Source organism: Symmachiella dynata, assembly GCF_007747995.1.
Taxonomy (GTDB): domain Bacteria; phylum Planctomycetota; class Planctomycetia; order Planctomycetales; family Planctomycetaceae; genus Symmachiella; species Symmachiella dynata.
The window spans coordinates 728,158-742,514 of record NZ_CP036276.1 but is presented as its reverse complement, the minus strand read 5'-3'; the positions used below and the strand labels follow the sequence as shown (position 1 = coordinate 742,514).

Sequence of the window (14,357 nt, the reverse complement as noted above, 5' to 3'; positions counted from 1 at the left end):
TTTTGAGATGGGGCGAACCTGTTAAATTCACCTTGCCGGGGTTGGGACGCCTCATTATGATCCCCGCCCCTTATTCGCGAGCCTCTGCTCCAGGCTGGTGAATTCCAACTCCGTCCGCTGACCGAGAATTCTGCGAGACTCTAGAAGTTGAAAACTCCACAGAAACAACAATACGACCGTATTCTGCAGTTGATAACCATCTGGTTTGTCATGGGCGCCGCGATGCTGCTAGCGCTCACGTATTCCGGACCGGAGGTCGGCGAAGCGTATATCGCTGACGAGGGACTCGTGCAGATGGGAACATTGGTGATTCTAGTCGTGGCAACGCTTTCAGCTGCAACGCTCGCGATTCGTTGTCCGCAAAATCGGGTGAACCTCGGCTTGTTGGCCTGTGGTTTGGCAATTTACGCCGGTCGCGAGCACGACTTGCATCGGCTGGAGTTTCTCAGCGAACACTATACGCTTTTGAAATTTTACCTGATGCCTGAGATCCCTCTGTGGCAAAAGCTGTTTTTCGGGGCGTTTGTGATTTCTGTCATTGCCATCATTGCGACATTTGTATTGCGGATGGCGGGACCGACTCTGCGCGATTTAAAACGAGCCGAGCCATGGGCCATTTTTGGCTTAGCATGGATCACCACATTGACCGCTTCGCAGATCTCCGATCGCACCTGGTTGAACAGCACGTTCGCCGGACGGAGCTTCGAGGAAGTCGCGGAGTTCGTTGCGGCGGGATTGGCGCTGATGGTGGTCTATCACTTCCCGCGTGTGGCTTTACCAGTCGCCGCGACCACGAAATTGGCGCCACAAGCCGCGTCGGCCAAAGCCGCCTGAGACGGCGGATCGATTACTCGCGAGCGCGTTCGATGTAATCGCCGGTTCGCGTATCGATTTTGATCTTCTCGCCGGTTTCGACAAATGCCGGAACTGTGATCGTGGCACCTGTCTCCACCGTGGCCGGTTTGGTCAAGGAGCTGGCAGTATTTCCCCGCGCGGCTGGCTCGGTATAGGTGACTTCCAAGACGACGTGCGGAGGAGCCGTGATGTCGATCAATTGCTCATTCCAATAGAGCAGCCCACAAGTCATCCCTTCTTGCAGATACTGCGCCGCGTCTCCGCAAGCGTCCAAGGCCAATGGGTATTGCTCGTAGGTTTCGTTGTCCATGAAGACCAGATTGTCGCCATCGCGATAGGTAAACTGACCTTCGCCTTGGCGAACATCGGCGCCTTCCAGGCTATCACCACTCTTGTAGGTCCGATCCAGAATCGTGCCCTTGAAGAGGTGCTTCAACCGCGTTTTGTACAGGGCTTGCCCTTTGCCCGGCTTGACGAAGTTGCATTCCAGCATGTTGTAAGGTTCACCTTCGATGATGACCTTAACCCCTTTACGAAAGTCGCCGGCGTTGATCTGTGGCATGAATTGAACTCGAAAAACTCTGGTGAATGAAAGCCAAGCAACACAGCAATCTGTGCCGCCGCTGTTTTTTAAATCAGTAAAACAAGCGGTCCGAAGACCTGTTTTGGTCGTACAAATCGCCGCGAGAATAGCAAAATCCTCTCCGCTTAGCTACCGTGAGGACCTACCGTGATCATGCTGCCATACACTTCAGTGCTGCGACATGACCCATTCTGATTTTCAAAACCTTGGGCGTTTTCCCGCAAGGTGAATCCTCGTGCCAACACCTCCCGCCACCACGCGCCAAACACTTTCACTGCAACAGGATACAGCGAATTGGCATCTCGCCTTAGCCGCTGCCGTGCGTGATCCCGATGAACTAGTTGACCTGCTGGGATTGGGTGATGATTATCGCGAACCGGCTCGCCGGGCCGCACGGTTATTCCCCCTGTTGGTCCCGCGAAACTACTTAGAGCGGATCGAACCAGGGAATCCTCGCGATCCGCTGTTGTTGCAAGTCCTGCCGTTGGCGGCCGAGGAAACGGTCGTCGATGGATTTTCTGCCGACGCGGTTGGTGATGCCCAGGCACATCGCTCGCCCGGGCTGTTGCAAAAATATACCGGGCGGGCGCTATTGATCACGACCGGTGCCTGTGCGGTGCATTGCCGGTACTGCTTCCGCCGCGAATTTCCGTACGGCGAAGAACCGCGAACGATGGAGGACTGGGAACCAGCGTTCGCCGATATCGCGGCCGATTCATCCTTGCACGAAATTATCCTCAGCGGCGGCGATCCGCTGATGCTGACCGATGCGCGGCTGGCGATGTTTATCGAGCGGTTGGATCGTATCGAGCATTTGCGCCGCTTACGGATTCACACCCGACTGCCGATCGTGTTGCCGCAACGTGTCACTAGCACATTGTTGGAGATGATCACCTCAACGCGATTGACACCGATTGTTGTGGTACATGCCAATCATGCCCACGAGTTGCAAGGCGACTGCGCAGCCGCGCTGCGCGAATTGGTGCGTGGCGGTGTGACGGTCCTGAATCAAGCCGTACTGCTCAGAGGCATCAACGATACGACCGCGTCCCAAGCCGAGCTGTGCGAACGTCTGGTCAATTTGGGAGTCATTCCGTACTACCTACACCAACTCGACCGCGTGAGCGGCGCGGCTCACTTTGAAGTTCCGGAACAAACCGGGCGCGGCATCATAGCGGAATTGCGCAAACGACTGCCCGGTTACGCGGTGCCGCAATTCGTCCGTGAAATCGCCGGCGAGTTACACAAGACGCCGTTGTAAAGAAGTTCGCAGCGCGACGGAGCCGCAGTCAAACGTAGCCGTGATTTTCTTAGCCACAGATTGAACACAGATCAAACACAGATTTCTGAGCGAGATTCTCACCAATCCCAAACCGACCGCTTGCGGTCGCATTGTGCGCTCCGTGACAGACGACGCGCGAGTGTGATTCGCGAAACGATGCCAATGGGATTCGAGCTGGCGGGTGATTGACCAACGCGTGTGATTCCGCGAGGTTCAACGGAAGCCCCTGCATAAAATTCGCTTACGCCGCGCAAACCTAGACTGCCTGCAGTGCAGCCACGACTGCGTTCATGTCTTTCCAAACGGCCATGGTTTGCCGCAGTCGGGACAGAAATCGGCGATGCGGGCAATCGCGCGGCTGCAGCCGGGGCATTTTTGTTTTTCCAGCTCGCGGGATGGATTGAAGATCCGCTGTACGACGAGCACAACCAGCAACAGCGCAAAACCGCCGGCAAAGAGCCAGATGGTAAAATTTCCCACAACGAAACTGAGCGACATTTGCTGAGCGTCTCCCACAGGCCTTGCGCTAACTTGCGCGAAAACGAGGACCTACTCCACTTCTAACTCCAGCAGTCGTGAATCAGGAATCCAACCGTCGCGATCCCAACCACGCCCCAGATTATACGCCGCCACCAATTCACTCAACTGTTTGGGTGATAAATTCGCACCGCCGCTCGGACCGGAATCCTCCGGAAGCGGATCGGTTAGAAACCGCGCGGGCAGCGTATCTTCGGCGGGTGTCCAGCCTTGTTTGATGTTGTACAGTTTCTTGGCCGTCACAATCCGCTGCGCCGTCGTCCGCAATTCATCAGCCGTGACACCGAATCCGGTGATCAAATTCAACATCTCGGCCAACTCCTCATGATAATCAACGAGAACGCCCCGCAGAAATTTACAGAGGATCAAAGAATCCATCAGCGCAGCACGGTCTTCGGTTTCAATCGCCGGAGCGACGACCTCCGGACCGGCATGCAGGCGGTCAAACTGCGCGCTGAAATCAACTTCATAGGCCCCCGATCGATTATGATCCGCGCCGCGCGTCCCGACGGCAAAACCCAACGCCATCGTTTGTAGCGCCCGCGGTTCATAACCGGGCAACTCGAGTCCCTTCACGTGCGGTGCAAAGTCCGACGTGTTTTGTCCGATCTGCGCCGCAGCAATCCGCGACCCTTCGGCCAACAGATCCCCCAACTCTTGCCGAGCTCCGATTTGCCTGAGCATCGACAACACGGCGGCGCTATTTCCAAAACGCAGGTCCGCAGCTTTTAAGAAACCCCGTTCAGCGCACTCCATGGCGAAAGCGATCGTGGCGCCGGCGCTGATCGTGTCCATGCCCAGTTCATCACACAGCGCCGACGCGGCCAATACCGCTTCAGGATCGGCGATGCCGCACAGCGGTCCCAAGGCGAACAGGTTTTCATATTCCATCCGCACGCCGGCCTGGTTGTCGTGGCGATGATAAATGTGCTCACAACCGATGGTACAAGCGGCACACGACGCGCGGGTTCGTTCGTGCGAGACCGCCATCGCCTCCGGCGCCAGCGTGGCTGCGCCCTCGAACGTGGATGTCTGAAAGTTGCGCGTCGGTAATACCGCCAGCCGGTTGAACGCCAACAAGTTTCCCGCTGTCCCCAATTCACGGTACTTGGCTGTCGCCGGGCCGAATGATTTTTTCGACAGCGTTTTACTCAGCGCAACGAGCCCCTCCGCATCATGAAACGGAGTGAGCCGATCACCGCGCACCGCAACCGCCTTGAGTTGCTTAGCCCCCATCACCGCCCCCATGCCGCCGCGTCCCGCGTGCCGACCGTCATGCGAAATCGTGGCATACCGCACCAGGTTTTCACCGGCTGGTCCGATCGCAGCAAAACGAAAGCCCTGGCCGAGTTGTTGGCTCAAGGTTTCCGAGGCAGCGCTACTGCTCTGGCCCCACGCCGCCTGGGCAGGCTCATAACGCACACTTTCCGGCTCAATCACCAAGCAAGTCGGTTGTTCGGCTTCGCCCACAATCACTAGTGCGTCGTAACCCGTTTTTTTCCCCGCGATCGCAAAGTGCGACGACGAGAGCGAATCGTTGATCCGCTGTGTGAGCGGCGACTTGCCCATCACCACGAACTTGGCCGACGTCGTCAGCGGACTCCCCACCAACGGGCTGAACACAAACAACAACGGCGCCTCAGCCGCCAACGGGTCGAACCCATCGCTGCTTTCCTGCAGCAAGATCCAAGTCCCCAGCCCGCTCCCCCCCACAAACCGCCGCAAAACCTCCCCCGGAATCGGCACCGCAACCGCCGTACGCGCAGACAAATCCACACGCAAATAGCGACCATGATAACCGGGCGGTGTGGAGGGCATGATTTCTTCTTTTACGCGTATTTTATTAGAACTCTTGGCCACAGATTGAACACAGATCAAACACAGATCTGTGCATCCGCTGCCTTGTGGTCGGGATTTGCCAACATGCATTGGCAGACATTTATCAACTAGACGTCTATAGCTTTTATCTTTTTCTTTTATCTGTGTTTGATCTGTGTTCAATCTGTGGCTAAATAAATCGCATCGCCTCGAGTTCTACCCCCCTGCGTCGGCGGAGAGGATGAGGACGTTGTCGCCGTCGGTTAGTGGGGTTTCGGCGGCGGTGACGAAGGCGCGGCCGTTGATGTTTGCCAGATAGCCCGATTTGAGGCGACCGTCGTGGTCCAGGCAAACATCAAGTAATTGCGGAAGTTCGCGACCGATGGCCAATAACAGCGATTGCAAATCACCGGCCGTAACGTCCAATTCCTTCACACCGGCGCGTTGTCGCGGAATTCCAAATAACTCCACATGAATCGGCATACAATCCCCTCACCTCCCGAACCACTCTCGGTCGTTACGTGTCGACAACGATTGCCACACCATCTGTCCTATCGGTTGTGCTGCCGCTTTGCAATTCCACCGCGGGATCTGATTGTTTACCTTGCGCTGCTTCGCTAACATATCGCACGTCTACGGCCCCGTTTTTTGCAATAATCAATTCGATGTCCTCCGCGCCCCCCGAACCTTCACTGGCCGCTCTTGAACGGCAAATCCAGCATGCCCTGGCGGCGGATCGGCATCGCTTGCGCCGTCGCGCACGGTCCATTCGCCAAGCCCAACAGCGCAAACAGCCGTTTGATAAAAATCTGGCCCGGCTGGCGGACGAGGTCCAGCAGAGCGTGCAGCTGAGGAAATCGCGGCTCGCAGGCCGTCCGACGGTGACTTTTGATGAAGAACTGCCAATCTTCGCTAAGCGGCAGGAAATCGCCGATGCGATTGCCAACCATCAAGTTGTGGTTGTCAGCGGCGAGACCGGATCGGGTAAATCGACGCAATTGCCTAAAATCTGCCTCGACATGGGACGCGGTATCGATGGCATGATCGGGCATACCCAACCGCGGCGCATCGCCGCCCGTTCCGTCGCCGCCCGCGTCGCCGAAGAATTGGGCAGCACGGTCGGCCAGTCGGTGGGCTTTAAAATTCGTTTCACCGATGCGACCAGCCCCCGCACGTATGTCAAACTGATGACCGACGGCATCTTGTTGGCCGAATCGCAGGGGGACACATTTCTTAATCAGTACGACACGATCATTATCGACGAAGCACACGAACGGTCGTTGAATATCGACTTTCTGCTGGGCTTCGTCAAACGGTTGTTGCCCAAACGCCCGGAACTACGATTGATCATCACGTCAGCCACGATCGATGCCCAGCGATTCAGCGAACATTTTGCCACGGCGACGGGACCGGCGCCGGTGATCGAAGTTTCGGGACGGACCTATCCCGTCGAAGTCCGTTATCGCCCGCTCGAAGGAGACAATGACAGCGACGAGGCCGATCTGCAGCGGGGCGTACTGAATGCGGTCGAGGAGCTAACCGCCGAAGATGATGGCGACGTGTTGATCTTCATGCCGACCGAACGCGACATCCGCGAAACGGCACAAGCATTGCGCGGACGACAAATCGCCGGCAGCCGGATGGGGAAAGGGACCGAGATCCTTCCGCTCTACGGTCGCTTATCGACTGCTGAGCAAAACCGCGTTTTTCAATCTCACAACCATCGCCGTATTGTGATCGCGACCAATGTCGCTGAGTCTTCGTTGACCGTGCCGGGGATTCGTTCCGTGATCGATGCGGGAACTGCGCGCATCAGCCGGTACTCCGCCCGGTCAAAGGTTCAACGTCTGCCGATCGAACCGATTTCCCGCGCGTCGGCCGACCAGCGTAAAGGCCGTTGCGGCCGCTTGGGACCGGGGATTTGTATTCGTCTCTACAGCGAGCAAGATTACCTGACGCGCGATGAATTCACCTCGCCGGAGATTCAACGGACCAACCTGGCAGCGGTCATTTTGCAGACGTTGTCGCTGAAACTGGGCGCCATCGAAGAATACCCATTCCTCGATCCGCCCAAACCCATTGCCATTCGCGAAGGCTATAGCACGCTGTTTGAGTTGGGTGCGATTGACGACCGCGATCAACTGACCGACATCGGCCGCAAACTGAGCCGTCTGCCTGTCGATCCTCGCGTGGGGCGGATGGTCTTGGCCGCTCACGAAGAAAACTGTTTGCGGGAAGTGCTGATCATCGCCGCCGCATTGGAACTGCAAGACCCCCGCGAACGCCCCGTCGATAAACAACAGGCGGCCGACACGTGCCATGAACAATTTGTCCACGAAGAATCGGACTTTCTGGGCTACTTGAAACTGTGGGATTTCTACGAAGGTCTCAAACATGACCTTTCGCGGAATCGGTTGCGCAAGGCCTGCCAGCAGAATTTTCTCTCCTACAACCGCATGCGGGAATGGCAGGAAATTCACCGACAACTGTTGCAAATCGTCGAGCAGAACAAACTCAAGCAACAGCCCCGCCGTGATGACTACGATGCCATTCATCGCTCCCTGCTGACCGGATTATTATCCGGGATCGCGAACCGGACCGACACCTATGAATACACCGGTGCCGGTGGACAAAAGCTAAACCTGTGGCCCGGGTCGGCGACGTTTGAGAAAAAACCAAAGTGGGTTGTCGCTGCCGAATTGGTCGAAACCACACGGCGCTACGCCCGCGTTGTTGCCCGCATCAATCCGAATTGGATTGAACCGCTGGCCGGTCACCTCGTCGTCCGCACGCACAGCGAACCGCATTGGGTTCCTGAAACCGGATCGGTAATGGCGTATGAAAAAGTGACGCTCTTTGGCCTGCCGATCATTCCGCGCCGGCGGATTCCCTACGGCAGCGTCAATGCGCCGGTGGCGCGAGAGATGTTTATTCAACATGGACTGGTCGAAGGCGACTGGCAGACCCCGGTCAAGTTTTTCGCGCACAACCAGCAACTCATCGAACAACTCGAAGAGATGGCCGCCAAGTCGCGCCGCCGCGATTTTTTGTTGGGCGAGGAAGCCCGCTACGAATTTTACGACAGCCGCATCCCTCCGCATGCCTATGATGGAGCACGATTGCGGAAGTGGCTCCGTAAAGTTGAGCAGACCACGCCAAACATCTTGCACATGACGCAAGCGGATCTGTTGGTCGACCATTCCGAAGCTGTCACCGATACCGATTTCCCCGATGCGATCACCATCGACACAATGCAATTACCGCTCGAGTACCATCTCGAGCCGGGCAGCGACGAAGATGGCGTAACGTTGACGATTCCGCAGGCCGGCCTGAATCAATTGCAGCCGCACCGGTTGGAATGGCTTGTGCCGGGATTGATTGAAGAGAAGATTCTGGCGCTCATTAAATCGCTGCCCAAATCCTCGCGGCGAAGTTTGAATCCCTTGGCCGAGACAGCTCGCAAGGTGGCGGCGGAAATTACCTTTGGGGAAGGCGATTTCGCAACGGCGGTGGCGGACAAGTTGGCGGAGATCGCCGGCACCCGTTGTGCTGCGTCGGAGTTTCAACAGGTGCAATTGCCCAATCATCTGCGGATGAACGTCCGCGTGATCGACTCCGAAGGCGAAGCGCTTGGCGAGGGGCGGGACCTGACGAAAATCCGCAAGAGCCTAGGCGCGGCCGCGGCCGCGAATTTCTCCGCCATCGACGATCCCACTTGGAACCGCGACGGCATCGTGACGTGGGACTTCGGCGAGCTTCCCAAACGGGTCGACATTCAGCATGGTGGCTTAGCGCTCAATGGGTATCCCGCGCTGATCGATACCGGCGAAGCAGTGAATCTACGGTTGTTGGATTGTCCGCTCAAGGCGACCTTCGAAACCCGTGGCGGATTGCGGCGGTTGTTTTATCTAGCGGAGCGCCGCGAATTGAAAGCGCAGGCCGATTGGCTACCGAACATCGATCGCATCTTGCTCAACGCAGCAACGCTGCCAGATTCTGCGATATTCCGGCAGTGCATCGCCGAATTACTCACTGACCGCGCCTTTTTACCGACGAATGTCATCCCCCGTTCGGCCGAAGAATTTGAACAGCAGCAACGCACTGGTAGCGAGCGGATTGGACGGGCCGTGCAAGAGGTAGCCGGTCTATTAGAACCGATGCTCACCGCCTATCAAAAGGCTCTCGTTGCTGTGGAATCGGCCGCCGGCAAGGGATGGGATGCGGCTGTTGCGGACATGCGATTGCAGTTGCAGGAATTGACCACAGCCGGTTTTTTAACGCGCACCCAGTGGAACTGGTTGCAACAATACCCGCGCTATTTCGAAGGCATTCGCCGACGCCTCCACAAACTCGCCCAGGGTGGCGCCCCGCGTGACAAAGAGCAGCACGCCATCATTCAACCCCGCTGGAACGCCTACCGCACCCGCGCCGCCGAACATCACCAGCGCGGCGTCTACGATCCAGAACTGATCCAATACCGCTGGATGCTCGAAGAGCTCCGCGTTTCATTGTTCGTCCAAGAACTCGGCACCAGCATCACGATCTCGCCACAACGGTTGGATAAGCAAGGGGCAAAGGTGCGGGCGTGATGGCGGTAGAAGAAAATTGCAAAAACTATGGCATTCGATGAACCTAGTGCCCGTCAGATTCGTCTCAATGGTATTCGGAAGGTAGCCGGATCCGGTTGGCCGGATCGCACTGCTAATGTGCGTGCACTAATGGGCGTATAATTTCGCATCCCGTTCCTTCCGCTAAGGAATTGACGTTTTCTGTGGTCCTTGATATTAGGCTCCCTTGTAAATCGGGATGATGACCTAATTAGGTGATTGAGATGCAAAAAGTGCAATTACTCGGTGACTCTGTTTTTGTGATTCAGAATTTTCTTTCGCACACTGAATGCAAAGAACTCATCCGAATGAGTGAAATCCGAGGATTCAATGATGCCCCGATCACCACGTCGTCAGGATTCGAAATGCGGAAGGACGTCCGAAATAACAGTCGTGTGATGGTTGATGATGTTGCGTTAGCGGAGGACCTCTGGTCACGTGCCGAACAGCATATGGTACCGACTTGGTCCTATCGTAAGCCTGTCGGATTCAACGAAAGATTCCGATTCTACCGCTATGAAGTTGGACAAACGTTCAAACCGCATTTCGACGGTTCTTTTGCCCGCACCAATGGACAACGCAGCGAGTTTACGTTCCTGGTCTATTTGAACGATGACTTTGATGGCGGTGAAACGAGATTCTTTGAACCAGAATTGATCTGTGTAAAACCTAAAACGGGATTAGCCCTCGTGTTTCATCATCCACAGCTACACGAAGGAGCCGTTGTTGAGAAAGGGAAGAAATACGTGCTACGCACAGATGTGATGTATGGCGGAGACAATTATCCGAGCCTCGAAGAATTCCGCGTCTCACTGTTCGTCCAAGAACTCGGCACAAGCATCACCATCTCCCCACAACGCCTGGATAAACAAGGTGCGAAGTTGCGGGCGTGATGGCGGCGAACGTAGATGGCCTCGAAATTCTCATGAGCCGTCCGCGAAAATGATAATCACTTTAGGCAAATACGATTGAAAGTTGGGGGAGATCTGTCACTATGGAATGTACTGGATGGAAGCTCATCGTCTCGTCCGTTTCCTTGACCATCTCAATGACGCCGGAAGACACGATATGTGCCAAATCGACAAAGCAAGGGCGATCGAGGTTGGACGTGAGTTTTTGGAAAATGATGGACACACAGTGATCGAATGCGCGCACATAGCGCATGCGACTAAGGAAATGTATCAAGAGGAGCTTGGAGAACCGCACGAGCACGGCAACTTCGTTCTAGAGCTTGTAGTCGTAACGCCACCGGATCCAAATTACGTTGTAAAAGACCCGAGAGGGGATATCCGTGCAGTGTGTGTCAACGACCTGACTGGCGAAGCTAAGTATATTAGCGTTTTAGATTAACACGTGCTGCAACGTCCTGTCGCTGCGCCACCCGGCCAATTCTGACTAGGTCACCCACGAAAACGCTTCTCAGCGAAGAGTGATCTGATCACTTCTTTTTTTTAACGCCAATGCTTCCAGGACAATGAATCGTCCAATTTGCCAGTCTGTAGAAAGACCGCACACGCTTTCTTTGCCCATTCCTTGCAGACCACGGCTTGGCTGGGAAAATCGGGTGGGTCAACGAGCGAAAGTGCGATTGGGTCTTTTGCAATTGGATCGGACGCTTCGTCAGCGCATCCGACGAGAAGTGGTATGGCGAATGCGATAAGGATTGAGAGATTCTGCATTGTTAGACAACGTAACGCATTGTGCGGACCACGGTTCCCATGCAACAGTTCGCTCTCCCGCTATATCACATGTTGGGTGGATCATCGAAGGGAACGACGAATCGGGTGCCACCACAGTGTTGGCAATCAAGTGGCGGCTGGGCCAGCCAGTTTGCCGAGAGCAGCATTGGTTTATTGTGACGCGGGCACTCCAAATCTAGCTGGGGAATTGAAATCACAGAGTACTTCCGTGCTGGATCAAAAAATGCGTAGAGCCGATCCGCGACCGTGTGGTAGTACGGATCAACAAAGCTACTGGAAGATTGCGGCGGCTTTTGAATGTGCTCCAGAACTTGGCCATCGATCTTCTGATCGATGCGAACTTGCAGTCCGCAGATCGGACAGTAGTAACAGTACGAAGAGCTATTGACGTTGTGGTTTGAGATGCTTGGGAAGTGAAGAGTCTCGTAGCATGACGTACCGACCTCTCCACAGTTGGTGCAAATCGTGTTGTATGTCATGTCGATCATACACGGGTCACTGGTCTGTCTGACGGTCTATCGTGCGGGTGACCTCGAAAGATTCTTTCAAGGCAGCACAGCCGCTGGGGTTTGTAAATTGTCGGCCCGCCGATCAAATCGCCCCAGAGCACATCGACCTCACTGGGCCAGCCTCATCTTATCAGGACCGCTCGCCTCCCGCTTCAATCTCCGTCACCAAAAAACCACGGCTGCTCGAAACCCTTCTCATCAACAACCGTATGCTTCATATCCGCGTAGTAGTAATAGAAAAGGTGACGCACGCCAGCATCGTCGAACTTGATATCTCCATTCTTTTCGGCCTGCTCGAACAATCGACGGCGGCCGTCAAGCGCCTCAAGGCCCGCCTGCTGAAAGATCACACGACCGCCGTACATGCGGTGTAGCTCACGTTCGGTCTTCCAAGCAACTATGAAGTGTCTCGCAATACTGTTGGGCTTATCGGCCTTAGGAAGTTCGCGAATGGAGGCCACGATCGTCTCGTACATGGCCTGCTCCTTCTTCAGTTTCGCCTTGTTTTCGTTTGACAGGTTGGGCGCGGCAAGCTCTTTCTGCAATTCCAGCAATCGGGCCTCCCACTGGCGCAGACTTCGCTCGTTAAACTTTTGTAAATTGAGTTCAAATTTTTCTATTTCAGCGGCCGTTGCATTGATTTTCTGCTTTTTGACAAACCGCTCGACGACGGGAACACCGAAGGCCGTTATGATTCGCCCCATCAATTTCCACCGAGCGGTGTCGCGTGCGTCGAATTGAACGGTGGGATCGATCGGCGCGGTGAGGCCAATGTCTGCCGCCGTGACAGCCTTACCGTAGACGCTGCCCACGGTCGGACTTGGCGGTACTTTCGGAGGTTCATCCGCACTGAGCAATTCGAGAGGACTGTAAACGGCCAGTGCAAGAACCAACAATGCCCGTATGCTCATAAGCCCGTCTCCTCATTCGATCCAGTCCTCAGAGTCTTAAGACAGCAAACTACCGCTCACCACTTGCAGGCCACTTGCGGCCTTAGAATCTACCCAAGCGGCCCGCAAATCCTTTTCAATCCGTGTTTTATCCGTGTTCCATCTGTGGCTAAATTAAAATTCCCAAAACGAACAATCACCCCGCCGCCGACGCCAGCGCCTGGTCCAGATCCGCCAGAATATCATTAATGTGCTCAATCCCCACCGACAGTCGCACCATTTCTGGGGTGATGCCGGCGGCGCGTTGTTGGTCTTCGGTGAGTTGTGAATGCGTGGTGGTTGCCGGGTGGATCGCTAGGCTCTTGGCGTCGCCGACGTTGGCGAGGTGGGAGAACATTTTGAGGCTTTCGATGAATTTCGTTCCCGCAGCGCCGCCCCCTTTGATGCCGAACACGACCATTGCTCCGCCCTTGCCGCCCAGCAAGCGTTGCACCTTTTCGTAGTTTGGATTCGATTCCAAGCCGGGATATGTCACCCATTCGACGGAGTCGTGATGCGATAGATGGCTAGCGACCGCTACGGCGTTTTCGCAGTGACGTTCCATCCGTAGCGGCAACGTTTCGATGCCCTGCAGGAACATCCACGCGTTATCCGGGGAAATACAGGCGCCCAGGTTCCGCAGCGGCACGACCCGCATCCGCAACAGGTAGGCCATCGGTGTTAAATCACCCAGGTCGGTGGCCCAGCGGATGTTGTGATAGCTCGCATCGGGTTCGGACATCAGCGGGAATTTTCCCGATGCCCAATCAAACTTGCCGCCATCCACCACAATGCCGCCAATCCCCGTGCCGTGACCACCCAGCCACTTGGTCAGTGAGTGCACCACAATGTCCGCCCCCTGCTGCAAAGGACGCTGCAAGGCGGGCGTTGAAAACGTTCCATCCACAATCAGCGGCAGTCCGTGATCGTGGGCGATGCGGCTGATGGCTTCGATGTCCGTCACATCCAGACCGGGATTGCCGATCGTTTCACAAAACAGAAGTTTTGTCTTGTCGGTGATCGCTCCACGAAAATTCTCCGGATCGCGAGGATCGACAAAGTTTGTTTTGATGCCAAACTGCGGCAAGATGTCGTTGAACTGTGTGAAGGTTCCGCCGTACAGATTGTTGGCGGCCACAATTTCATCGCCCATGCCGCAAAGGTTGATCACACTGTAAAAAATTGCGCTCGTCCCCGAAGCAACCGCCAACCCGGCGACGCCCCCTTCAAGCTCCGCCACCCGCTTTTCGAGCACGTCATGTGTGGGATTCATGATCCGCGAATAAACGTTCCCCAACTCCCGCAGCGCAAACAAGTCCGCTGCGTGTTCGGTATCGCGAAACACATAAGAACTCGTCCGATGCACCGGCACGCCGCGCGACATCGTCGAAGGATCGGGCTCGGTTCCGGCATGTAAGCATTGGGTTTCGATATTCATTATGGTGGTCTCGTGATCGTGGGCGGATTAGAAACGGCGATGAGGTGGTCGCCGAAATGGAATCATTGTAATGCAGTCGCAATCCTAGCCGGTAGATCA

11 protein-coding genes are annotated in these 14,357 nt (G+C 55.6%); 5 read left to right on the top strand and 6 right to left on the bottom strand.

Annotated elements, in window-relative coordinates; all coding sequences use genetic code 11:
- Positions 1-147 precede the first annotated feature (147 nt).
- Positions 148-834, top strand: coding sequence for a hypothetical protein (locus tag Mal52_RS02795; protein WP_145374190.1), 687 nt, complete (start codon positions 148-150; stop codon positions 832-834).
- Between the two features lie 13 nt (positions 835-847).
- Here the strand turns inward: Mal52_RS02795 and efp are convergent, their stop codons facing one another.
- Positions 848-1,417, bottom strand: a complete 570-nt coding sequence (gene efp / locus Mal52_RS02790) for an elongation factor P (protein ID WP_145374188.1) — start codon at positions 1,415-1,417, stop codon at positions 848-850.
- A 250-nt stretch (positions 1,418-1,667) separates the two neighbouring features.
- On the opposite strand from efp, the gene epmB reads away from it, so the two are divergent.
- The gene (gene epmB / locus Mal52_RS02785) at positions 1,668-2,699 is read left to right on the top strand and encodes an EF-P beta-lysylation protein EpmB (RefSeq protein ID WP_145374187.1); all 1,032 of its coding nucleotides are present in this window, start codon (positions 1,668-1,670) and stop codon (positions 2,697-2,699) included.
- A 309-nt stretch (positions 2,700-3,008) separates the two neighbouring features.
- Here epmB and Mal52_RS02780 read toward each other — a convergent pair whose 3' ends face one another.
- The 3 genes from Mal52_RS02780 to Mal52_RS02770 all read right to left on the bottom strand — a co-directional run bounded on the left by Mal52_RS02780 (position 3,009) and on the right by Mal52_RS02770 (position 5,558).
- On the bottom strand, positions 3,009-3,218 hold the full coding sequence (locus Mal52_RS02780; protein WP_145374185.1) for a hypothetical protein: 210 nt from the start codon (positions 3,216-3,218) through the stop codon (positions 3,009-3,011).
- 51 nt (positions 3,219-3,269) lie between these two features.
- Positions 3,270-5,075 (bottom strand): aldehyde ferredoxin oxidoreductase family protein, encoded by a 1,806-nt coding sequence (locus tag Mal52_RS02775; RefSeq protein ID WP_145374183.1) that lies wholly within the window; start codon positions 5,073-5,075, stop codon positions 3,270-3,272.
- A gap of 216 nt (positions 5,076-5,291) precedes the next feature.
- Positions 5,292-5,558 carry a MoaD/ThiS family protein gene (locus Mal52_RS02770; protein WP_145374181.1) on the bottom strand — a complete coding sequence of 89 codons (267 nt, stop codon included), beginning with the start codon at positions 5,556-5,558 and terminating at the stop codon, positions 5,292-5,294.
- Between the two features lie 182 nt (positions 5,559-5,740).
- Here Mal52_RS02770 and hrpA point away from each other — a divergent pair, with 182 nt between their 5' ends.
- The 3 genes from hrpA (at position 5,741) to Mal52_RS02755 (ending at position 11,032) form a co-directional block, all read left to right on the top strand.
- On the top strand, positions 5,741-9,664 hold the full coding sequence (gene hrpA / locus Mal52_RS02765; RefSeq protein WP_145374179.1) for an ATP-dependent RNA helicase HrpA: 3,924 nt from the start codon (positions 5,741-5,743) through the stop codon (positions 9,662-9,664).
- A 326-nt stretch (positions 9,665-9,990) separates the two neighbouring features.
- Positions 9,991-10,575, top strand: coding sequence for a prolyl hydroxylase family protein (locus Mal52_RS02760; protein WP_197534620.1), 585 nt, complete (start codon positions 9,991-9,993; stop codon positions 10,573-10,575).
- Between the two features lie 115 nt (positions 10,576-10,690).
- On the top strand, positions 10,691-11,032 hold the full coding sequence (locus tag Mal52_RS02755) for a hypothetical protein (protein WP_145374177.1): 342 nt from the start codon (positions 10,691-10,693) through the stop codon (positions 11,030-11,032).
- A 1,011-nt stretch (positions 11,033-12,043) separates the two neighbouring features.
- On the opposite strand, the gene Mal52_RS02745 is transcribed toward Mal52_RS02755, so the two are convergent.
- Both Mal52_RS02745 and Mal52_RS02740 read right to left on the bottom strand, forming a co-directional pair.
- Positions 12,044-12,802, bottom strand: coding sequence for a hypothetical protein (locus tag Mal52_RS02745; RefSeq protein WP_145374173.1), 759 nt, complete (start codon positions 12,800-12,802; stop codon positions 12,044-12,046).
- 175 nt (positions 12,803-12,977) lie between these two features.
- Positions 12,978-14,258: an O-acetylhomoserine aminocarboxypropyltransferase/cysteine synthase family protein gene (locus tag Mal52_RS02740; protein ID WP_145374171.1), complete on the bottom strand. Its 1,281-nt coding sequence runs from the start codon at positions 14,256-14,258 to the stop codon at positions 12,978-12,980.
- Positions 14,259-14,357: the final 99 nt, after the last annotated feature.